This is a genomic window from Pseudomonas sp. LBUM920 (assembly GCF_003852315.1).
Taxonomy (GTDB): domain Bacteria; phylum Pseudomonadota; class Gammaproteobacteria; order Pseudomonadales; family Pseudomonadaceae; genus Aquipseudomonas.
On the sequence record NZ_CP027762.1, the window covers coordinates 5,243,892 to 5,265,313 of the forward strand.

The 21,422-nt window shown below is 59.0% G+C and carries 20 protein-coding genes and 1 pseudogene; 8 read left to right on the top strand and 13 right to left on the bottom strand.

The window, feature by feature from the left end; all coding sequences use genetic code 11:
- Positions 1-92: 92 nt before the first annotated feature.
- The 3 genes from C4J83_RS24260 to C4J83_RS24270 all read right to left on the bottom strand — a co-directional run bounded on the left by C4J83_RS24260 (position 93) and on the right by C4J83_RS24270 (position 1,491).
- Positions 93-314 carry an FmdB family zinc ribbon protein gene (locus C4J83_RS24260; protein WP_017139808.1) on the bottom strand — a complete coding sequence of 74 codons (222 nt, stop codon included), beginning with the start codon at positions 312-314 and terminating at the stop codon, positions 93-95.
- Positions 315-482: 168 nt separating this feature from the next.
- Entirely contained in the window at positions 483-824 is a 342-nt protein-coding gene (locus C4J83_RS24265) for a ribbon-helix-helix domain-containing protein (protein WP_119736966.1), read from the bottom strand.
- 193 nt (positions 825-1,017) lie between these two features.
- Complete coding sequence (locus tag C4J83_RS24270) at positions 1,018-1,491, bottom strand: Dps family protein (RefSeq protein WP_003193874.1); 474 nt, start codon at positions 1,489-1,491, stop codon at positions 1,018-1,020.
- Positions 1,492-1,946: 455 nt separating this feature from the next.
- Between C4J83_RS24270 and C4J83_RS30950 the strand changes: the two genes are divergently transcribed.
- Positions 1,947-2,549, top strand: coding sequence for a cold-shock protein (locus tag C4J83_RS30950; RefSeq protein ID WP_106578384.1), 603 nt, complete (start codon positions 1,947-1,949; stop codon positions 2,547-2,549).
- 65 nt (positions 2,550-2,614) lie between these two features.
- On the opposite strand, the gene C4J83_RS24280 is transcribed toward C4J83_RS30950, so the two are convergent.
- Positions 2,615-2,821, bottom strand: coding sequence for a SlyX family protein (locus C4J83_RS24280; protein WP_017847119.1), 207 nt, complete (start codon positions 2,819-2,821; stop codon positions 2,615-2,617).
- A 3-nt stretch (positions 2,822-2,824) separates the two neighbouring features.
- Positions 2,825-3,250: an HIT domain-containing protein gene (locus C4J83_RS24285; RefSeq protein WP_106578383.1), complete on the bottom strand. Its 426-nt coding sequence runs from the start codon at positions 3,248-3,250 to the stop codon at positions 2,825-2,827.
- A gap of 742 nt (positions 3,251-3,992) precedes the next feature.
- Here C4J83_RS24285 and C4J83_RS24290 point away from each other — a divergent pair.
- Positions 3,993-5,264 (top strand): OprD family porin, encoded by a 1,272-nt coding sequence (locus C4J83_RS24290; protein ID WP_106578382.1) that lies wholly within the window; start codon positions 3,993-3,995, stop codon positions 5,262-5,264.
- Between the two features lie 189 nt (positions 5,265-5,453).
- Here C4J83_RS24290 and C4J83_RS24295 read toward each other — a convergent pair whose 3' ends face one another.
- Together C4J83_RS24295 and C4J83_RS24300 are read right to left on the bottom strand one after the other, a co-directional pair.
- Entirely contained in the window at positions 5,454-6,296 is an 843-nt protein-coding gene (locus tag C4J83_RS24295) for a mechanosensitive ion channel family protein (RefSeq protein WP_106578381.1), read from the bottom strand.
- Between the two features lie 136 nt (positions 6,297-6,432).
- Positions 6,433-6,918 carry a YajQ family cyclic di-GMP-binding protein gene (locus C4J83_RS24300; RefSeq protein ID WP_003193880.1) on the bottom strand — a complete coding sequence of 162 codons (486 nt, stop codon included), beginning with the start codon at positions 6,916-6,918 and terminating at the stop codon, positions 6,433-6,435.
- Between the two features lie 123 nt (positions 6,919-7,041).
- Here C4J83_RS24300 and C4J83_RS24305 point away from each other — a divergent pair, with 123 nt between their 5' ends.
- From C4J83_RS24305 to C4J83_RS24315, 3 genes are read left to right on the top strand one after another with little or no spacing between them, the layout of a single operon-like run.
- Positions 7,042-7,959, top strand: a complete 918-nt coding sequence (locus C4J83_RS24305) for a putative 2-dehydropantoate 2-reductase (protein WP_124418364.1) — start codon at positions 7,042-7,044, stop codon at positions 7,957-7,959.
- Positions 7,960-8,005: 46 nt separating this feature from the next.
- Positions 8,006-10,042 carry a sensor histidine kinase gene (locus C4J83_RS24310; protein WP_106578379.1) on the top strand — a complete coding sequence of 679 codons (2,037 nt, stop codon included), beginning with the start codon at positions 8,006-8,008 and terminating at the stop codon, positions 10,040-10,042.
- Between the two features lie 2 nt (positions 10,043-10,044).
- The gene (locus C4J83_RS24315) at positions 10,045-10,623 is read left to right on the top strand and encodes a cob(I)yrinic acid a,c-diamide adenosyltransferase (protein WP_106578378.1); all 579 of its coding nucleotides are present in this window, start codon (positions 10,045-10,047) and stop codon (positions 10,621-10,623) included.
- Between the two features lie 126 nt (positions 10,624-10,749).
- On the opposite strand, the gene C4J83_RS24325 is transcribed toward C4J83_RS24315, so the two are convergent.
- The 3 genes from C4J83_RS24325 to secA all read right to left on the bottom strand — a co-directional run bounded on the left by C4J83_RS24325 (position 10,750) and on the right by secA (position 15,792).
- Entirely contained in the window at positions 10,750-11,694 is a 945-nt protein-coding gene (locus C4J83_RS24325) for a Nudix family hydrolase (protein WP_124418365.1), read from the bottom strand.
- A 20-nt stretch (positions 11,695-11,714) separates the two neighbouring features.
- Positions 11,715-12,932, bottom strand: a complete 1,218-nt coding sequence (gene argJ, locus C4J83_RS24330; RefSeq protein ID WP_106578376.1) for a bifunctional glutamate N-acetyltransferase/amino-acid acetyltransferase ArgJ — start codon at positions 12,930-12,932, stop codon at positions 11,715-11,717.
- A 124-nt stretch (positions 12,933-13,056) separates the two neighbouring features.
- The gene (gene secA, locus C4J83_RS24335) at positions 13,057-15,792 is read right to left on the bottom strand and encodes a preprotein translocase subunit SecA (protein ID WP_124418366.1); all 2,736 of its coding nucleotides are present in this window, start codon (positions 15,790-15,792) and stop codon (positions 13,057-13,059) included.
- Between the two features lie 307 nt (positions 15,793-16,099).
- Here secA and C4J83_RS24340 point away from each other — a divergent pair, with 307 nt between their 5' ends.
- Positions 16,100-16,558 (top strand): DUF721 domain-containing protein, encoded by a 459-nt coding sequence (locus C4J83_RS24340; protein WP_124418367.1) that lies wholly within the window; start codon positions 16,100-16,102, stop codon positions 16,556-16,558.
- Here the strand turns inward: C4J83_RS24340 and C4J83_RS24345 are convergent, their stop codons facing one another.
- Complete coding sequence (locus C4J83_RS24345; protein WP_124418368.1) at positions 16,559-18,037, bottom strand: helicase HerA-like domain-containing protein; 1,479 nt, start codon at positions 18,035-18,037, stop codon at positions 16,559-16,561.
- A gap of 348 nt (positions 18,038-18,385) precedes the next feature.
- Here C4J83_RS24345 and C4J83_RS31185 point away from each other — a divergent pair.
- A pseudogene (locus C4J83_RS31185) lies at positions 18,386-19,228 on the top strand (HAMP domain-containing protein); the annotation flags it as partial.
- Between the two features lie 141 nt (positions 19,229-19,369).
- The gene (locus C4J83_RS31190; protein WP_370004806.1) at positions 19,370-20,134 is read left to right on the top strand and encodes a methyl-accepting chemotaxis protein; all 765 of its coding nucleotides are present in this window, start codon (positions 19,370-19,372) and stop codon (positions 20,132-20,134) included.
- Between the two features lie 35 nt (positions 20,135-20,169).
- Here the strand turns inward: C4J83_RS31190 and C4J83_RS30560 are convergent, their stop codons facing one another.
- Both C4J83_RS30560 and purU read right to left on the bottom strand, forming a co-directional pair.
- On the bottom strand, positions 20,170-20,340 hold the full coding sequence (locus C4J83_RS30560) for a hypothetical protein (RefSeq protein WP_164487960.1): 171 nt from the start codon (positions 20,338-20,340) through the stop codon (positions 20,170-20,172).
- A 78-nt stretch (positions 20,341-20,418) separates the two neighbouring features.
- Positions 20,419-21,267: a formyltetrahydrofolate deformylase gene (gene purU / locus C4J83_RS24355; RefSeq protein ID WP_005790961.1), complete on the bottom strand. Its 849-nt coding sequence runs from the start codon at positions 21,265-21,267 to the stop codon at positions 20,419-20,421.
- Positions 21,268-21,422: the final 155 nt, after the last annotated feature.

A 21,422-nucleotide genomic window follows, 5' to 3' on the forward strand; every position in this document is an offset into this window, starting at 1 on the left:
TCTCGTAATTCGAATTTCGGTGGAGGCTCGCCTCGTCACCGTACAGTTAAGCAGGGGACGGATAATGCAGGAGCCTGCGCGTAGAGTTCAACTCAGTCTGCTTTGTCGCCGCCCGCCAGATTCTTCTTGGCGCCGGTCTTGAAGTCGGTCTCGTACCAGCCACCGCCGCTCAGGCGAAAGCCCGGCATGGACAACATCTTCTTCAGCTCAGGTGCCTGGCAGGCAGGGCAATCGACCAGCGGCGCTGCGCTGATTTTCTGAATGGCTTCCAACTGATGACCACAGGAAGCACATTGATAATCGTACATGGGCATGGAGATGTCTCGGCGATCAGATCATTACTGCGCTGCACCCGCCCTGTGGGTAAAGACCCGGCACGCGCAGCAAAGCGCGGGATTATATCTGGTAAATCGAAGCAGCGCAGCCGGCTTTCTGCCCCAGGCCTTGCCCGCCAGGTAGCGGGCCGGCCCGGTGCCACCTGACTAGTCAGGGTGGTGCGACGCCGTATTGCCTTTTAATACGTGAACCACGCATACCACCCTGACCAAGCCACTGAAGTTCTTCACTCCTCCGTACCGCAAATGCACTTCCCGATCGACATAAGACAGCAATGCGCTGACTGAGCAGGCATTGAGCCTGGCTATCTCCGTGAGGATATTCCAATAGATCTGCTCAAGCCGCAGGCACGTGGAAAACCCGTTGAGCCTGACCGACCGGGACAATGGCTTGGCCAGTCCCATATCGAAGCCTTTAGCGAAAGGATCGACTTTTATCTTATGAAAACCGCAGGTTTCCATCACTCCACTACCCACTCCGCGTGACATACACCTGACACTCCATTGCCAAACAGCAGCCCATGGGTTTCTCCCATCGGACAGTGGCCCTATAAAACAGCAGGACGTGCCAGGCAGCCAGAAGACGCGGAGTCGATAGTCGTAGGACAACGCCAGGAAGCGCAGAGAAACAAGCGAGCGGCGCCAGGACGGCACCGCTCGGTTTGCTTTTGGGGCTGGAGCGTTACTGATTTTCGAGCAGGGAACGCAGCATCCACGCCGTTTTTTCGTGGACTTGCATACGCTGGGTCAGCAGATCGGCGGTCGGCTCATCGCTGACCTTATCGAGCAACGGGAAGATACCGCGCGCGGTGCGGGTCACGGCTTCCTGGCCCGCCACCAATTGCTTGATCATCTCTTCTGCGCTGGGCACACCCTCTTCTTCCTTGATCGAAGACAGACGGGCGTAGATCGAATAGGCACCCGGCGCCGGGAAACCCAGGGCACGAATACGCTCGGCAATGGAGTCCACTGCCAACGCCAGTTCGTTGTACTGCTCTTCAAACATCAAGTGCAGCGTACGAAACATGGGGCCCGTGACGTTCCAATGGAAGTTGTGGGTCTTCAAATACAGTACATAGGTATCGGACAGCAGCCGTGAAAGCCCATCGACGATGGATTTACGATCTTCTTCACTGATACCAATATCGATTGCCATGTTTTTCCCCTTCAATTGACGAGCATTCATTGATCAGGTGCAGGACCACTCTAGCAAGAGTGCAGGCTGTGTGCAGCCCGACACACGCAACTGGCGTGCGGCAAATCGCCCCGCTGCATGACAGGCTTGCAACACCCAGCGGTCCCCGTTCAATCGGCGGCGCGCAGGCCTCAGCCTTGAGTAAGAAAACGCCCGAAATGCCGCCGAAAAACTCCGCACCTGTCTAGGACAAGTGTTTGAAGCAGAAATGCCATCGCGCCTGCAACACCCCGAAATGCTTGATTTGAGTAGGCACAGCCTTTGCTGTTAAATAGACGGCGTGTGGTTGCCGTTAATTTGCGCGGCGCACCACATAGGCTGATACCCGTGCACGTGCCCAACGCCTCCCATTGTTCAGAAGCGAACCGTGCCCGTCAGCTCTTCCTTGTGATCCTTCTTAACGTGAGTTAATCAAAATGTTGAAAATCGTCCACCTGCTAACGGGCGTTGCAGCGTTGCTGCTGTCCTTTATACCGAGCTTGCAACAGGGAAGCCCTCCCTACCTGGAACAACACGACGCTCTGTACCTGGCTTTGTTCGGCCTTCTTAACCTGACGCTGGCACCGGTGATCCCGTACTGGAACAAAGGCACACGTCATCAACTGCAAAACCTGGTCAGCGCGCTGCTGGTACTGACCGTTGTCGTTCAAACCCTCACCCTCCTGGCACCTATGCCTGAAGTCGGCGGCCACCCGGCTATCCTGCTCAGCCTGGTGATTGCTGTGGTCGCTATCGTTCTTCACCTGGCCATCAGCTTCTACCGTTCGTCTCCAGCGGCAGCCACGCAAAACTACGACATGACCAACCGGGATACCGGTACCGTGAAGTGGTTCAACACATCCAAGGGCTTCGGCTTTATTTCCCGCGATTCGGGCGACGATATCTTCGTCCACTTCCGGGCCATCCGTGGCGAAGGTCACCGCGTTCTGGTCGAAGGCCAGCGCGTGGAGTTCTCCGTCATGAACCGTGACAAAGGCCTGCAAGCCGAAGACGTGATCGCGGCATTGCCGCGTCGCTGATACTTTCTCGGCGCAAAAAAACCGCGATCCAGCCTGGCTGGGTCGCGGTTTTTTTATGGCGCGCCCTAATAATGTGGCGGCGGCGCTTCTTCTTCGGATGACTCGAACTGGCCACCCATTTCTTCCTGACGCTTGAGCAGCGCCGTCATCTGCAGCTGCAGGCGCTCTACCGCCCGCTGCTGGGTGACCAGAATGTCATTGAGGGTCTCGATGGTGTCGTCCTGAAAGGCCAGGCGGCTTTCCAGGTCGGTGACGCGGTCTTGCAGATCCATAATTCAGTCCTGGCTAAAGATGAAGCCGGCAGGCAATAAAGCGCGCAGTCGGGTGCGTATCGCCGTTACTTGCTCTTCGGTGTACGGTCGGGCCGGATGTTTGCCCCACACCGGTGCAGGCCAGGCGGCGTCATCACGCTTGCGCACGATCACATGCACGTGCAACTGGCTGACAACGTTACCCAGCGCACCAATGTTCATCTTGTCGGCTGCCAACCCTTCGTTCAATAACGCCGCCAGGGCCGTGGTTTCCTGCCACAAGGTGTGCTGATCGGCGACATCCAGCTGAAACACTTCACTGATACCGTCAATGCGCGGCACCAGGATGAACCATGGGTAATTCGAGTCATTGGACAGCAGCAGGCGGCAGAGCGGGAAGTCCCCAATAGCCAGTGTGTCTTGTTGCAGGCGTTGGTCTAAGGCGAACACGCGGGCACTCCGTTTGGCAGGTCAATTTCAGGTGCCCAGCATACCTTTGAATGCGCAACGCTTCACGGCGAATGCGGAAAGCCTGGATGCATGCGGATAAAAAACTTGCACCCTTTAGAGGCAGGCGAATATTTGAGCTACGCTAAATCGGGCCTCGACGGGATGCACCAAAATGACCCACCTGTGCTTCAAAGGGATCCGCCGATTACCCACTCATGGGGGTCAACCGGTAACGTTTTTCTCTGGCACAGGATTTAGGTACGTCTTCACAGGTGTAACACCTGGACGTCAAGCCCAAATCGAACGGCGTAAAAAGCCCGTGCTTATGCGGTTTTTACACTCCCGTAACGTTTTTCACGAAAAAATGACATTCGGTTACCGCTTTGTGCACGCTTGTTGCATTCACCCCACTATCGTCGGCAACGACACCCGTTTGGAAGCAGGTGTTTCGCGATAAAAACACAAGCGATTGAGTGCGTATCACGGAAGATTTCAAACTTCGAAAGCGGTCTGAAAACAGCACTTAAGTTGTCAGCCTGGTGACAATCGGGCTGTGAATTTGCGACATGGAAATAGCAATTTACGACAGCCTCGTAAAGAAGCTGAAAGGATAGATGGGTAAGTATCGTCAATAGGGTCCGCGTGATATAACTTTGCGCCGACACAAAAAAGAAAGAGCCGCCCAGATAAAAATACAGGTGGGACGGCAGTACTCTTCCTAAAACCAAAGGAGCAAATCACGATGCGCGTGATGAAGTGGAGCATGATCGCCCTGGCTGTTTCAGCAGGCACCTCGCAGTTCGCAATGGCGTCCGCCCAGGACGATTCCAAGGGCTTTGTTGAAGACAGTACTTTCAGCATCAACACTCGCTTGCTGAACTTCAGCCGCGACTTCCGTAACAACGACACCGGCAAAAGCCGTGTAGACGAAACCGGCCTGGGCTTCAACGGCCTGTTCCAGTCGGGCTACACCCAAGGCACCATCGGCGTCGGTGTTGATGTCATCGGCCTGCTGGGCGTGAAACTCGACAGCGGCAAGGGTCGTTCGGGCACTGGCCTGTTCCCTACCGGTGCAGACGGCCGCGCGCAAGACGACTACTCCAAAGGCGGCGGCGCTGTTAAGTTCCGCATCTCCGACACCGTGCTCAAAGTCGGCGACCAGTACACCACCGCGCCGGTATTCGCCTCCGATGACAGCCGCTTGCTGCCAGAGCTGCCGCAAGGTATCTCGATCACCAGCAACGAGATCAAGGGCCTGAAACTTGAAGGTGGTCACTTCACCTCGAGCGTGGCACAAGCACAGACTTACCGTGACAGCCTGGGCCTGACCAAAACCGACTTCATCGGCGGTGTCTACGCCCTGACTCCAGAAGTCAGCGCCAGCCTCTACTACGCGAAGACTGAAGACTACTGGAAGAAAACCTACGCCAACCTGAACTGGACTCACGCGCTGAGCAACGAACAGTCCCTGGCCGTTGACTTCAACATCTACAGCACCAAGAGCGACGGCGCCGGCCTGCAACGCGCAGAAAAAGACGGCACCACCAAACTGGACAACCGTGCCTACAGCTTGCAAGGCGCGTACACCATCCAGGCTCACACGTTCACCCTGGCCTACCAGAAAGTCAGCGGTGACGGTGACTACGGCTACGGCGTAGACGGCGGCGGCACGATTTTCCTGGCCAACTCCATCGCCCGTTCCGACTTCAACGCAGAAGACGAAAAATCGTTCCAGGCTCGTTATGACCTGAACATGGCCACCTTCGGCGTGCCGGGCCTGAGCTTCATGACTCGCTACGTCAAAGGTACCGGCGCTAATACCGCAGAGACCTCCAACGGCAAAGAGTGGGAACGTGACATCGAAGCCAAGTACGTGATTCAGAGCGGTCCAGCAAAAGACCTGAGCCTGCGCGTGCGTCAAGCGACCTATCGTTCGTCTGATGGCGTGTACTACGGTTCGGCGTCTATCGACGAACTGCGTCTGATCGCGCAATACCCGTTGAACATCTTGTAATTGCCAGTTTGATTACAACGATGGCTTAAGGCCTCGGCCTTAAATAAAAAGCCGCTCCCCTGTTTACAAGGGAGCGGCTTTTTTATTGCAGTTTTATTTCGCTGAAAAAATAACTAGCAAGCTAACTAACGAGGTTAACGGCGCGCATTGAACCTGACCATTCGGCCAAGTTCGATACACTGCGCTTAGTTATTTCGCAGCCGGTTCCTGCATCACGCGGATAACGCGCTGTGGAAACGGAATATCAATGCCCGCGCCTTTCAAGCGATCACGCGACAGTTCATTAAGCATGAACACCACGTCCCAGTAATCGGAAGTCTTGGTCCAGCAACGCAAAGACACCGTGATCGAACTGTCGCCCAACGTCGACACCACCGCCACCGCTGCTGGGTCTGTCAGCACGCGCGGGTCTTTCGCCAGTTCCAGCAGCACTTCACGGGCTTTCTGCAAGTCGGCTTCGTAGTCGACACCCACGTCGAACACTACCTTGCGGGTAGGCTGGCGGTTGGTGTTGGTGATGATGCCGTTGGACAGGATGCCGTTAGGCACAATCACGGTTTTGTTGTCGCCGGTACGCAGCACGGTGTGGAAGATCTGAATACTGTCGACCGTCCCGGACGTGCCTTGAGCCTCGATCCAGTCGCCGATGCGGAACGGGCGGAACAGCAGAATCAGCACGCCGCCGGCGAAGTTGGCCAGGCTGCCTTGCAACGCCAGGCCGATAGCCAGGGTGGCCGCACCGATGGCGGCGACGAACGAGGTGGTTGCCACGCCGATCATCGAGGCCACGCTGACAATCAGCATGACTTTCAATGCGATGTTGGCAAGGCTGGTGATGAAGTGCTGCAGCGCCAGGTCCGCATTGCGAATGGCCAGCAAGCGCCCTACGCGGTGGGTAAATACGTTGATCAGCCACCAGCCAATGGCCAGGGTTATCACTGCCAGCAACACCCGGCTGCCGTATTCCATAATCATCGGGATCCAGGACTGCGAGGTCTTGATCAGGTGATCCACTTCAGCGTTCAAATCCATCTATCTTCTCCTGTTGCGCGGATGTGCGGCTTGATTGACTGCCATAAAACGCAAATGAGCCCCGTGGGGCTCAAGTGTAGGCACAGACTCTGGGGCGTGGGACGTCAAAAACACCCGCAGGTTCCGCAAAGTGCCATCAGTCGCGGAAGTTATTGAACTGCAGCGGCATGTCGAAAGTCTTGGCGCGCAGGGCCGCGATTGCCTCTTGCAGATCGTCACGCTTCTTGCCGGTCACGCGAACCTGTTCACCCTGGATGGCGGCCTGGACTTTCAGCTTGGCATCCTTGATATGCGCGACGATCTTCTTCGCCAGCTCTTTGTCGATGCCTTCCTTGAGCACGGCTTCCTGCTTCATCAGCTTGCCGGAGGCGTAGGCGTCCTTGACTTCAAGGCACTGCACGTCGATCTTGCGCTTGACCAGGGCCAGCTTGAGAATCTCGATCATCGCTTCCAGCTGGAAATCGGCTTCAGCGGTCAGGTTGACGGTCAGTTCCTTTTCCTTGAACTCGAAGCTGCCCTTGCCTTTCAAGTCATAGCGGCGGTCCAATTCCTTGACGGCGTTCTCGACGGCGTTGGTGACTTCGTGTTTGTCCAGTTCGGATACCACGTCGAACGAAGGCATGTCATTTCTCCAATATAAGGGGCGGGCTCAGTAGAGATGGAGCGCGCCCAAGCTAAAATGCCGAGGCATTATAGCGGTTCTTTCGAGCTGTTCACTGTGAGCGACCCTACGGAGCAAAAACTCATGTCGACTACCTGGCACATTCTCGGCGCCGGCAGCCTGGGCACACTGTGGGCCACACGCCTGTCGCGCGCGGGCGTGCCCGTGCGGCTGATCCTGCGGGATGAGGCCCGCCTGTCCAGCTACCGGCAGGCAAAAGGCCTGACGCTGGTAGAGCATGGCGTAGCACACACCTACCCAGTGATCGGCGAAACGCCCCACAGCCAAGAACCCATTCATCGTCTGCTGGTGGCGTGCAAAGCCTACGACGCCGAAAACGCCATCGCACAGCTGCAACACCGGCTGGTACCGGACGCCGAACTGATCCTGTTGCAAAACGGCCTGGGCAGCCAGGATGCCGTGGCCGCGCAGCTGCCGCAGGCCCGCTGCATCTTCGCCTCCAGCACCGAAGGCGCATTCCGCGACGGCGATTGGCGCGTGGTCTTTGCCGGCCATGGCTACACTTGGCTGGGGGACGCGGGCCACCCGACGCCACCGCTGTGGCTGGACGACCTGCACGCCGCCGGCATTCCCCACGAATGGAGCACCGATATTCTCACCCGCCTGTGGCGCAAGCTGGCGCTCAATTGCGCGATCAACCCGTTGACCGTGCTCTACCAGTGCCGCAATGGCGGCCTGCACGACCACCAATGCGAAGTGGCGACCTTGTGCGCCGAGTTGACCGAGTTGCTCGAATGCTGCGGTCAACCGGCCGCCGCAGAGGCGTTACACAGCGAAGTAGAGCGGGTCATCCACGCGACGGCGGCCAACTACTCCTCCATGTATCAAGACGTGGCCAACGCCCGGCGCACCGAAATCAGCTACCTGCTGGGCTACGCTTGCCAGGCGGCAGCCCGCCATCAGTTGGTCCTGCCGCATCTGCAACAGGTGCAAGCGCGGCTGATCGACCACTTACGCACACGCGGATTAGCCACCGACTGAGGCACGCGCTACCCTGCCTACCTGTCTATCACCTGGAAAAACCCTGATGCCATTGCGCCAGCGTCTTGAAAACCTACCGGTAGGGCAGAAACTGCTGGCCGCCCTGCTGGTGTTGTTGACCACCGTATTGTTGGTGGCCAATCTGACGTTTATCAGCGCCGCCTACTGGATTTCCCAGGAAAGCATGGCCCCGCAGGCGTTGCAGGCCATCGGTCGCCTGGTGTCCAACCCCGCCCTCGCCGCCGAAGCCCTCGAATCCCCGGCCAAGGCCGACGCCCTGCTCAGCGAATTGACCAGTTACTCGCCATTACGCGCCGCCGCATTGTATGACGGCGAAGGCACCCGCCTGGCCCAAATGCAACATGGCAACCGCCTGCACCTGCCGGACAACTACCGGCATATCGAGGCCTGGCGCGTCACCGAATTTCGCAGCAACCAGGTCATCACCCTGCCCCGCGCCGGCCAGCCTCCGGGGCATTTACTGTTGGTCGCCAGCAGCGAGCTACCCGTGGCGTTTTATACCGGCACGCTGACAGCCAGCCTCGGCATCCTGATTTTCAGCGTATTGCTCTGGCTGGTCATCGCCCGGCAGATCAAACGCTTGATCACCCGCCCGATTCACGAACTCGAAGAACTGTCGCGCCAGGTGACCCGCGAAGAAAACTACGCCCTGCGTGCCGGGCGCGGCAACCATGATGAAATCGGCAGCCTGGCCGAAGCGTTCAACACCATGCTGTCGCGTATCGAAGCCCGCGAGCATCAGCTCAAGCGAGCGCGGGACGACTCCCAGGCCGCCTACGCACAAGCCCAGGGCCTGGCCGAAGAGACGCGCCACACCAACCGCAAGCTGGAACTCGAGGTGCAGGTTCGCAGCAAGATCGAGAAAAAACTTACGGGCTTCCAGAATTACCTCAACAGCATTATCGACTCGATGCCTTCTGCGCTGATCGCCCTGGACGAACAACTCTACGTCACCCAGTGGAATCAGGAAGCCACTGCGCTTTCCGGCACGCGCCTGGACGAAGCGCTGAACCAGCCGATCTTCCTCGCGTTCCAGCCACTCAAGCCCTACCTGCCGCAAATCAAGGCCACGGTTGAGCAACACACGGTTGAACGCATTGAGCGCGTCACCTGGATAAAGGATGACGAGGCCAAGCATTACGCCCTGACCTTCTACCCCTTGATGGGCGGCGCCGGGCGCGGGGTGGTGATCCGTATCGACGACATCACCCAGCGCTTGTCGCTGGAAGAAATGATGGTGCAGTCGGAAAAAATGCTCTCCGTCGGCGGCCTGGCCGCGGGCATGGCCCACGAAATCAACAACCCGCTCGGGGCAATCCTGCACAACGTGCAGAACATCCGCCGCCGCCTGTCTCCCGACCTGCCGAAAAACCTGGAACACGCGGAACAGGCGGGCATCGAACTGGAGGTGGTCAACCGCTACCTGCAGGGCCGCGAAGTCCCGCAATTGCTCGATGGCATCCAGCAAGCCGGCGCACGCGCGGCGAAGATCGTCACGCACATGCTCAGCTTCAGCCGCCGCAGCAATCGCCAAATGGCGCCTTGCGATTTGCCGGCACTGATCGACCAGGCAGTGGAAATTGCCGGTAATGACTTCGACCTGACGATCGGCTTCGACTTCAAGGGTCAGGCAATCATCCGCCAGTTCGACCCGCAGCTAGGCCCGGTGCCCGGCACCGCCAACGAACTGGAACAGGTACTGCTCAACCTGTTGAAAAACGCCGCCCAGGCCATTCACCTGCGTGAAGACGACCGCGAGCCCGGGCGCATTATTTTGCGTACCCGCCTCAACCCGCCCTGGGCGGAGATCCAGGTGGAAGACAATGGCATCGGCATGAGCGAAAACGTGCGCAAACGCACTTTCGAGCCGTTCTTCACCACCAAGGAAATCGGCCAAGGCACCGGGCTGGGGCTGTCGGTGTCGTATTTCATCATCACCAATAACCACAAGGGCCAGATGGAAGTCCATTCCACCCTCGGCCAAGGTACCTGCTTCACCCTGCGCCTGCCGTTGGCCGGCAGCCAAATGCCAACCTTTGACCTGACTCAACTGGAGCAATAACCATGGGCTTTCGCCTGTCGAAGATCTACACCCGTACCGGCGACACAGGCGAGACCGGCCTGGGCGACGGCCGCCGCGTGCCCAAGGACCACCCGCGCGTGGAAGCCATCGGCGAGGTGGACACGCTCAACAGCCAGTTGGGTTTACTGCTGGCCAGCCTTGAAGAGCAGAGCGGCAAGCATCCGCAACTGGACGATGTGATTGAGGTGCTTACCCCTTGCCAGCATCGGTTGTTCGATTTGGGCGGTGAGCTGGCGATGCCGGTGTACAAGGCATTGAATGCGGCCGAAGTTGATCGGCTGGAAGCGGCGATTGATCGCTGGAACGAGGAAGTCGGGCCACTGGAAAACTTCATCTTGCCCGGTGGTTCAGCGCTGATCGCCCAAGCGCACGTGTGCCGCAGCCTGGCGCGCAGTGCGGAGCGGCGGTGTCAGCAGTTGAATGCGATTGAACCGTTGGAAGGCGTGGGGTTGGCGTACATCAATCGGTTGTCGGACTTGTTGTTTGTGGCGGCACGGGTGATTGCCAAGCGCCAGGGGGTTGCGGAGGTGTTGTGGCAGGCGGCGGCTAAGCCACACTGAGTTTTGCGGTGACTGATCTGGCCCCTTCGCGAGCAAGCCCGCTCCCACATTTGACTGCTTTCCAACGCTGGAACCCGGTCGACTGTGGGAGCGGGCTTGCCCGCGAACAGGCCCGTCAGAACACCATCAAACCTGCGGCCAAAACGCCCGAATACCTGCCACACCCTGAGCCCCAGCGGCCCAAGCCTGTTCCCGCTCAGCCGGCCCTACGCCGCCGAGCAAAAACACCGGCTTGCTGAACCCACGGATCAACTCGGCCGCCTGCTCCCAACCCAATGGCTGAGCACCCGGATGCGTCTGTGTCGGCTGCACCGGTGACAGCGTGACAAAATCCACGTCCATCATTTGCGCCAGCGCCAGTTCTTCAGCGTTATGGCAGGAAGCCGCCAACCAGCGATCCTTCGGCAGCGGGCGTCCCTTGCTCGCGTATTTACGCAACTGCGCCGACGTCATGTGCCAGCCGGCCGCCGGGAAATCCCCCAACCACTCAAACGGGCCCTTGAGCATCAATTGCGCCTTGCCGGCACACAGGCCAACGGCGTCCACCGCCAGGTCACGGTACTTAGGGTCGTAACCATTGGGCGCACGCAGCTGAACCAGCTTGATGCCCCCGGCAATCGCCTTCTGAATACCGCGCAGCAACGTCGGGGTTTCCAGCTCGCCCGGGGTAATCAGGTACTCAGCCGGCAGCCGCGCCGCCGCCACGATCGGGGCATTCGCTGCGGGGAACGCATAGTTGATCAAGTCTCGCGGGGCCACCCATTCCAACGGCTGCCCTTCGGCACCATGGGGCTCGCCGGTAAAGGCCGAGACTTCCCAGACATCCAGCAACACCTGCTTGTCCGGGTAGTCATGCTGCACCTTGATCAGCGGGCGTGCCGTGGTGACCTGGATGCCCAGTTCTTCCTGCAATTCGCGGGACAAGGCGGCAGCAACCGACTCATCGGCCTCCACCTTGCCACCGGGAAATTCCCAGAGGCCGCCTTGATGCTGGGTATCGGCACGGCGCGCCAGCAGGATCCTGCCATCGACACCGCGGATCACCGCTGCTGCTACATGCACTCGTTTCACCGCGCTTATCCTCTTGGCTGTCAGGTGCGGTATTCCGCATTGATCTTCACGTACTCGTGGGACAGGTCAGTGGTCCAGATCGTTTCGCTGCACTCACCGCGACCCAGTTCGATGCGGATGGTGATTTCTTCCTGCTGCATCACTGCCGAGCCCTGGGCTTCGGTGTAGGTTTCGGCGCGGGCGCCACGGCTGGCAATGCACACCTCGCCAAGGAACACGTCGATCTTGCTCACGTCCAGGTCAGGCACGCCGGCACGGCCAACGGCGGCGAGGATGCGGCCCCAGTTCGGGTCAGAGGCAAACAAGGCAGTCTTGATCAGCGGCGAATGCGCCACGGTGTAGCCAACATCCAGGCATTCCTGGTGGTTGCCGCCGCCATTGACTTCAACGGTCACGAACTTGGTCGCGCCTTCGCCGTCACGGACGATGGCCTGAGCCACGTCCATGCACACCTCGAACACCGCCTGCTTCAACGCGGCGAACAGCGGGCCTTCGGTGGAGGTGATTTCCGGCAGGTTGGCCTGGCCGGTGGCGATCAACATGCAGCAGTCGTTAGTCGAGGTATCGCCATCGATGGTGATGCGGTTGAACGACTTGTTGGCGCCGTCCAGCATCAAGCGTTGCAACACGTCGCGGGAGACTTTGGCGTCGGTGGCGATGTAGCCGAGCATGGTGGCCATGTTCGGGCGAATCATGCCCGCGCCTTTGCTGATGCCGGTCACGGTGATGGTCACGCCGTCGTGCACGAACTGACGGCTCGCGCCTTTTGGCAGTGTGTCGGTGGTCATGATGCCTGTGGCAGCGGCAGCCCAGTTATCCACAGACAAGTCATCCAGCGCGGCTTGCAGGGCGCCTTCGATTTTTTCTACCGGCAATGGCTCACCGATTACGCCGGTGGAGTAAGGCAGCACTTGGCTGGCGTCTACGCCAGTCAACTGGGCCAGCTTGGCGCAGGTGCGAGCAGCGGCCACCAGGCCAGGCTCGCCTGTGCCGGCGTTGGCGTTACCGGTGTTGGTCAGCAGGTAGCGAATCGAACCGGCCACGCGTTGTTTGGCCAGGATTACCGGCGCGGCGCAGAAGGCATTAAGGGTGAACACACCGGCGACGGTCGAACCTTCGGCACAGCGCATCACCACCACATCCTTGCGCCCGGGGCGCTTGATGCCGGCCGAAGCGATACCGAGTTCAAAACCGGCAACCGGGTGCAATGTGGGCAAAGGACCAAGACCAACAGCCATGAATGCGCTCCTTAAAAATAGGTGATGTCTGTGCCGTCGCTATCGACGGTGGGAATTAATGGCAAAACGCCGCGACGGCTGATGCCGGTCGCGGCGCGGGGTGTTGCAGCGTCAGGCAAAAATCTTAGTTGATTTCGCCGTGGCAGTGTTTGAACTTCTTGCCCGAACCACACCAGCACAGTTCGTTGCGGCCCAGCTTCTGATCATTGCGAACCGGGGTTTGCGCCAAGGCCACATCGACCTCTTCGCCCAACACCTCAGGCGCTTCCAGACCCGGTGCTTCGTCGTGCTGGAACTGCATGCGCGCAGCCAATGCTTCGGCTTCCTGGCGCAGGCGAGCTTCTTCCTCGATCGGATCTTCGCGACGCACCTGAACGTGGGACAGCACGCGAATCGAATCGCGCTTGATCGAATCCAGCAGCTCGGAGAACAGCGTGAACGACTCGCGCTTGTACTCTTGCTTCGGGTTCTTCTGGGCATAACCACGCAAGTGGATACCGTGACGCAAGTGGTCCATGGTCGACAGGTGGTCTTTCCACAGGTCGTCCAGCACACGCAGTACGATTTGTTTCTCGAAGGTGCGCAGCGCTTCGGCGCTCGCTTGCTCTTCTTTCTCGTTGTACGCGGCCAGTAGCTCGGTCATCACCTTCTCGCGCAGGGTTTCTTCATACAGGTGATCGTCTTCGTCCAGCCACTGCTGAACCGGCAGGTCGACACCGAAGTCGCTTTTCAACGCCGCTTCCAGACCGGCAACATCCCACTGCTCAGGCAGGGACTGTGGCGGGATATGCGCGCTGACGGTGGCGTTGAGCACGTCCTGACGGAAATCGGCAATGGTCTCGCCAATGTTGTCGGCGGCCAGCAACGTGTTACGCATGTGATAAATCACTTTACGCTGTTCGTTGTTGACGTCATCGAACTCGAGCAGTTGTTTACGAATGTCGAAGTTACGGCCTTCTACCTTGCGCTGGGCCTTCTCGATGGCGTTGGTCACCATGCGGTGCTCGATCGCTTCACCGGACTGCATGCCCAGGGCCTTCATGAAGTTCTTCACCCGATCGGAGGCGAAGATGCGCATCAGGCTGTCTTCCAGCGACAGGTAGAAACGGCTCGAACCGGCGTCACCCTGACGACCGGCACGACCACGCAGCTGGTTGTCGATACGGCGCGATTCGTGACGCTCGGAGGCGATCACCTGCAGGCCGCCGGATTCCAGCACGGCCTGGTGACGTTTTTGCCAGTCGGCCTTGATCTGAGCGATCTGCTCAGGGCTCGGGTTTTCCAGCGCCGCGACTTCCACTTCCCAGTTACCGCCCAACAGGATGTCGGTACCACGACCGGCCATGTTGGTGGCAATGGTCAGTGCGCCTGGGCGACCGGCCTGAGCGATGATCTCGGCTTCTTTTTCGTGGAACTTGGCGTTGAGAACCTTGTGCTCGATGCCTTCCTTGTTGAGCAGGTTGGACACGTGCTCGGAAGTCTCGATGGTGGCAGTACCCACCAGGATCGGACGGCCCTGGGCCATGCCGTCCTTGATGTCGTTGATGATTGCCGCGTATTTCTCTTCGGCCGTCAGGAACACCAGGTCGTTGTAGTCTTTACGCGCCAGCGGCTTGTTCGGTGGAATCACCATCACGGCCAGGTTGTAGATCTGGTGGAACTCGAACGCTTCGGTGTCGGCCGTACCGGTCATGCCGGACAGCTTGTTGTACAGACGGAAGTAGTTCTGGAAAGTGGTAGACGCCAACGTCTGGCTTTCAGCCTGGATGTTGAGCCCTTCCTTGGCTTCGATGGCCTGGTGCAGCCCTTCAGACAGACGACGACCCGGCATGGTACGGCCGGTGTGTTCGTCAACCAGCACGACCTGGCCGTCCTGGACGATGTATTCGACGTTGCGATGGAACAGCTTGTGGGCGCGCAGGCCGGCATACACGTGGGTCAACAGGCCCAGGTTGTGGGCCGAGTACAGGCTTTCGCCCTCGGCCAGCTCGCCGATCTGGGTCAGCATCTCTTCGACAAACTGGTGACCGGCTTCGTTGAGCTCGACCTGACGAGTCTTCTCATCGATGGAGAAGTGACCTTCTTTGGTCACCACGCCTTCCACTTCTTCGATGTGCTGCTCCAGACGCGGGATCAACTTGTTGATCTCGGTGTACAGGCGCGAGCTGTCTTCGGCCTGGCCGGAGATGATCAGCGGGGTACGGGCTTCGTCGATGAGGATGGAGTCGACTTCGTCGATCACGGCAAAGTTGAGTTCGCGCTGGAATTTTTCTTCCATGCTGAACGCCATGTTGTCGCGCAGGTAGTCGAAACCGAATTCGTTGTTGGTGCCGTACGTGATGTCGGCAGCGTAAGCGGCGCGTTTCTCTTCCGGCGGCTGGAACGGCGTTACCACGCCGACGGTCAGGCCGAGGAATTCATACAGCGGGCGCATCCAGTTGGCATCCCGGCGAGCCAGGTAGTCGTTCACCGTCACAACGTGCACGCCCTTGCCGGACAGTGCGTTGAGGTAAACACCCAGGGTTGCCACCAGGGTCTTGCCTTCACCGGTGCGCATTTCGGCAATCATGCCTTCATGCAAGGTCATGCCGCCGATCAACTGCACGTCGAAGTGGCGCATGCCCATGACACGCTTGCCGGCTTCACGGGCGACCGCAAAGGCTTCGGGAAGCAGCTTGTCGAGGGTTTCACCTTTGGCTATGCGGGCCTTGAACTCTTGGGTCTTGGCGCGCAATTGCTCGTCCGAAAGGGCAACCATCTGCTCTTCGAAGGCATTGACCAGCTGCACCGTCTTGAGCATGCGTTTAACTTCGCGCTCATTCTTGCTTCCAAAAAGTTTCTTTAACAAAGGCGCAAACATATCGGCAGGTTCTTCCACACATAGGGATGGAGGGCGCACCGTGAGTGGCCCGAGCAGCCCTCACGGCCGCATGCGAACGCGCATTCTACCCGGAATCGTGGGTGAGGAAAGTGGCGTTATTCCCCGATGCTGGCATGGCGCTGTGAGAGGGCCTGTTTAAAATAAGGGCTTTTGCTGGAACTTCAACCCATCTGGCACAGAAGTTACCTATTGATTTTACGAGCAAAGCGCTGGGTGACGCATTGGCTGGGGGGCACACAGGCGCTTTCTGCTAAGATGGCGGCTCTGTTACTTAAGGTGTCTAAACATGGCATTTCGCCCTCTTACAGCCCGCGCGCCCAGCGTGTTGCTCCGCGAAGCCAAGCCGTTGAAAGCCATCTTCGGCCATGCGCAACGCTTGGGCCATTTGCAACGCCTGGTAGAAAGCCAGCTACAACCTGCCGCACGTGAACATTGCCATGTGGCGTCCTGGCGCGAAGGAAATTTGCTGTTAATTGTCACCGACGGTCATTGGGCGACCCGTTTGCGCTATCAGCAAAAACGCCTGCAGCGACAATTGATGGCCTTTGACGAATTTGCCAGTTTGACCCGTATCCAGTTCAAGGTGCAGCCGCCTACCGTGCAGCAAGGCGCGGTGGGGCACACCATCAACCTTTCGATGAATGCGGCCGAAACCATTCAGGCAACGGCCGACGGGATCAGCGATCCGGGCTTGCGCGCGGCACTGGAACGATTGGCCGCGCACGCCAAGCCCAAATCTGAATAGCTACTTACGCTTGCTGCCGCCCAGCAACGAGCCCAACAAACCCCGCACCAACTGCCGGCCCATCTGATTGGCGGCCTGTTGCATGGCTGATTTGAGTGCCTTGCCGGCCGTGGTGCCCAAAAATGCTCCGGCCTTGTCGGTAAAGCTTGGTTCTTCGGCAGCAGGCGTGGCTGCCTCAGTCGGCCCGAGCTCCTTGCGCGCCATCAACACTTCATAGGCCGACTCCCGGTCAATCGGCTTGTCATACCGCCCCAGCAACGGCGAGCTGGCAATCAGCGCGGCGCGTTCGGCTTCGCTGAGCGGCCCGATGCGCGATTGCGGCGGCGCGACCAGCACGCGTTGGACCACTTGCGGCGTGCCCTTTTCCTGCAAGGTGCCCACCAGCGCCTCACCGGTGCCCAGCTCTGTGAGCACCGACAAGGTGTCGAACGCCGGGTTGGCCCGAAAGCCATCCGCCACCGCGCGCAGGGATTTCTGCTCTTTTGTGGTGAACGCCCGCAAGCCGTGCTGAATACGCAGACCGAGTTGCGCCAAGACCGTGTCAGGCAAGTCACCGGGGGATTGAGTGACAAAGTACACGCCGACACCTTTGGAGCGGATCAGACGCACCACTTGCTCCAGTCGATCCTGCAAAGCCTTGGGCGTGTCGGCAAACAATAAATGCGCCTCATCGAAAAACAGCGCGAGCAACGGTTTGTCGGCATCCCCGCGCTCCGGCAACTGCTCGAACAGTTCGGCCAGCAGCCACAGCAGGAACGTCGCGTACACCTTGGGCGCCTCGTGTACCAGCCGACTGGCGTCGAGCAGATGGATACGCCCGCGGCCGTCGCTGGCTGGCTGCAAAATATCTTCAAGCTGCAGGGCCGGCTCACCAAACAAGGCTTCTGCGCCCTGTTGTTCAAGCACCGCCAAGCGCCGCAACAGCGCCTGGCTGGAGCCGGTGGTCATCAACGCGGCATCGTCACCCAGCAGTTGCGGGTGATAGCGCAGATGGTTGAGCAATGCCTTGAGGTCTTTGAGGTCGAGCAGCAGCAGGCCTTCGCGGTCCGCCACTTTGAAGGTGGCATAGAGTGCCGACTGCTGGCTGTCGGTGAGTTCCAACAGGCTGCCGAGCAATAGAGGTCCCATTTCGCTGATGGTCGTGCGAAGCGGATGACCCGACTGCCCGTGGATATCCCACAGCGTTACCGGATAAGCCTTCGCCGTGTAATTAAGGAAGGGCATGCCGGCGACGCGCTCAGCCACTTTTCCTTGAGGGTTCGCGGCAGCCCCCAGACCACACAGATCGCCTTTGATATCAGCGGCGAACACGGCCACACCCGCATCACTGAACGCCTCTGCCAGGCGCTGCAGAGTGACGGTCTTGCCGGTGCCCGTGGCGCCAGCAATCAGCCCGTGACGGTTGGCCAGGCGCATGGCCTGGGCGACAGGTTGGCCGTCCGGACCGGCGCCAATAAGGAATTGCGAGGAGTCAGGCATTTCGTCACCTTTGGTTAATCTTTAGTGCCGCCAGGTCGATACAGATAATTGTAAGACCCACAAAGTCTAAAAACAGATCAGATGGCTCTTAAAGGGACTTACAGAGCTGTCACCAGAAGTACCACACCTTTTTTGACGCTGCCATTTTGCGCATCCCATGAGGACGCGCTTCGGATATCAAGACCTTAGCGGACCCTTCAAGCCATGAATAAAAACCTGCGCTTCAGCCACAAAATCCTGCTTGCAGCCGCTCTTATCGTCATCGCCGCCTTCGCATTGTTTACCCTCTACAACGACTACCTGCAACGCAACGCGATTCGCGACGACCTCAATAATTACCTGCATGAAATGGGCGACGTCACCGCCAGCAATATTCAGACCTGGCTCACCGGGCGCATAGCGCTGGTGGAAAACGCAGCACAGAACATTGCCATCAACCCTGAACCCGCCGCCGTCGCCGGCCTGCTAGAACAGAAAGCCCTGACGTCCTCGTTCATGGCCACCTACGTGGGCGACAGCAAAGGCGCCTTCACCATCCGCCCCGACACCAAGATGCCCGATGGCTTCGACCCTAGGGTTCGCCCCTGGTACAAGGGCGCCCAGTCCAGCAATGGCTCAACCCTGACTGAACCTTACATTGATGCCGCCACCGGGAAATTGATCATTTCGGTCGCCACCCCCAGCACCACCACAACTGGCCAGAGCATCGGCGTGGTAGGCGGCGACCTGAGCCTGCAAACGCTGGTGGATAACATTGGCGCGCTGAACTTCGGCGGCATGGGTTATGCCTTCCTGGTCAGTGCCGATGGCAAAGTGCTCGTGCACCCGGACAAAAACCTGGTGATGAAGACCCTGGCCGACGTGTACCCCAATCACACGCCCAAGATCAGTGCTGACTTCAGTGAAGTTCAAGCCAACGGTAAAGACAACATCGTGACCTTTACACCGATCAAGGGCTTGCCCTCGGTGAACTGGTACCTGGGCATTTCGGTGGATAAAGACAAGTCGTTCGCCATGCTCAGCGAGTTCCGCAATTCGGCGGTCATCGCCACGATCATCGCTGTGGTGATCATCATTGCGCTGCTGGGCATGCTCATCCGCGTGCTGCTGCAACCGCTGCACGTAATGACCCGCGCAATGCAGGACATCGCCGATGGCGAGGGCGACTTGACTCGCCGCCTGACCATCCAGAACAACGATGAGTTCGGTACGCTGGGCAATGCCTTCAACCGCTTCGTGGAGCGGATTCATACCTCGATCCGCGAGGTGTCCTCGGCCACCGAACAGGTCAACGAAGTGGCGTTGCGCGTGGTCAGTGCTTCCAATTCCTCGATGGTCAACTCCGACGAGCAGGCCAACCGCACCAACAGCGTCGCCGCCGCCATCAACGAACTGGGCGCCGCCGCCCAGGAAATCGCGCGCAACGCCGCACAAGCCTCCAGCCAGGCCAGCGATGCGCGGCACTTGGCCGAAGACGGCCAGCAGGTGGTAGATCGCAATATCAAGGCTATGACCCAACTGTCAGCGATGATCAGTGCTTCCAGCAGCAATATAGAAGCGCTGAACAGCAAGACTGTGAACATCGGGCAAATTCTGGAGGTGATCACCAGCATCTCCCAGCAAACCAACCTGCTGGCACTGAACGCCGCCATCGAAGCGGCGCGTGCTGGGGAAGCCGGGCGCGGGTTTGCGGTCGTGGCCGATGAGGTGCGCAACCTGGCGCATCGCACTCAAGAGTCGGCGCAGCAAGTGCAGAAGATGATTGAGGAGCTGCAAGTCGGTGCGCGCGACTCGGTCAGCACCATGAGTGAAAGCCAGCGCCACAGCCAGGACAGCGTGGAAATCGCCAACCTGGCCGGCGAGCGCTTGAACAGCGTGACCCAGCGCATTGGTGAGATCGACGGCATGAACCAGTCAGTGGCCACCGCTACCGAGGAGCAAACCTCGGTGGTGGAGTCGATCAACATGGACATTACCGAGATCAATACCCTCAACCAGGAAGGCGTGGAAAACCTGCAATCCACCCTGCGCGCCTGCACTGACCTGGAACAACAGGCCGCACGCCTGAAACAGTTGGTGGGCAGTTTCCGCATCTGAGCCCAGTGCCCGCCGCTTTTCAGAGCGGCGGGCCCTTATTTTTCCGAGCGCTCGGATTTGGCCTGTTCGCGCTCCCACAACTCAGCGGCACCGGGAAACTCGGTGCCGTCCTCAGCGTCCAGGTCATCCGGGTCATATCGACTTAAACACCCCTCCCCCAGCGTCGCCGGGGCTTGGGAGGTGGCTTTGTCCAGTGGATCGCTCATTGATCAATCCCCAACAGCAGGAAAAAAAAAGGCCTGGGACGATTTAACGCCCAGGCCTGTGCTTCTTCAAGACCTGTATCAGAACACTACAGTCTTGTTGCCATGCACGAGCACGCGATCTTCCAAGTGATAACGCAGGCCACGGGCCAGCACCATCTTCTCGACGTCACGGCCGAAACGCACCATGTCTTCAATGCTGTCGCTGTGGCTGACGCGCACCACGTCCTGCTCGATGATCGGGCCGGCGTCCAGCTCTTCGGTGACGTAGTGGCACGTTGCGCCAATCAGCTTCACGCCACGCAGGGAGGCCTGGTGGTAGGGTTTGGCGCCCACAAACGACGGCAGGAAGCTGTGGTGAATGTTGATCACCTTGCCGGCGTATTCGCGGCACAGTTCCGGCGGCAGAATCTGCATGTAGCGCGCCAGCACCACCACATCCGCTTCGTGCTGCTTAACCAGGCGGGAGACTTCGGCAAAGGCCGGCTCCTTGTCCTGCGGGTTGACCGGCACGTGGTAATACGGGATGCCATGCCATTCGACCATGCTGCGCAGGTCGTCATGGTTGGAGATTACGCAAGCGATCTCGCAATCCAGCTCATCGCTGTGCCAGCGGTGCAGCAGGTCGGCCAGGCAATGGGACTCGCGGCTGGCCATCAGCACGACACGTTTTTTCTGCTCGGTGTCGGTGATATGCCAGGTCATCGAAAACTCTTCGGCGATCGGCGCAAACGCCTCACGAAAAGCTTCAAGACCAAAGGGCAGCGTGTCGGCACGAATTTCGTGACGCATGAAAAACCAACCGCTGAGATCGTCCGAGTGATGGCTCGCCTCGGTGATCCAGCCGTTGTGGGAGGCCAGAAAGTTACTGACTTTGGCAACGATGCCAACCCGGTCCGGGCAAGCAATCACCAGCCTAAAAGTGCGCATTAGGGGGAAACTCCAGAACTTCGCAAAGGCGGCCATTCTAGCGATTGCGCAGAAAAACTGCAGTATTCCTTACGGCTTATTCTGTCCCCAACCTCTGCCTACAGCCCTTAATAGCGTAAGGTTTTACCAACGCTTTATGCGTGTACAACGTGATG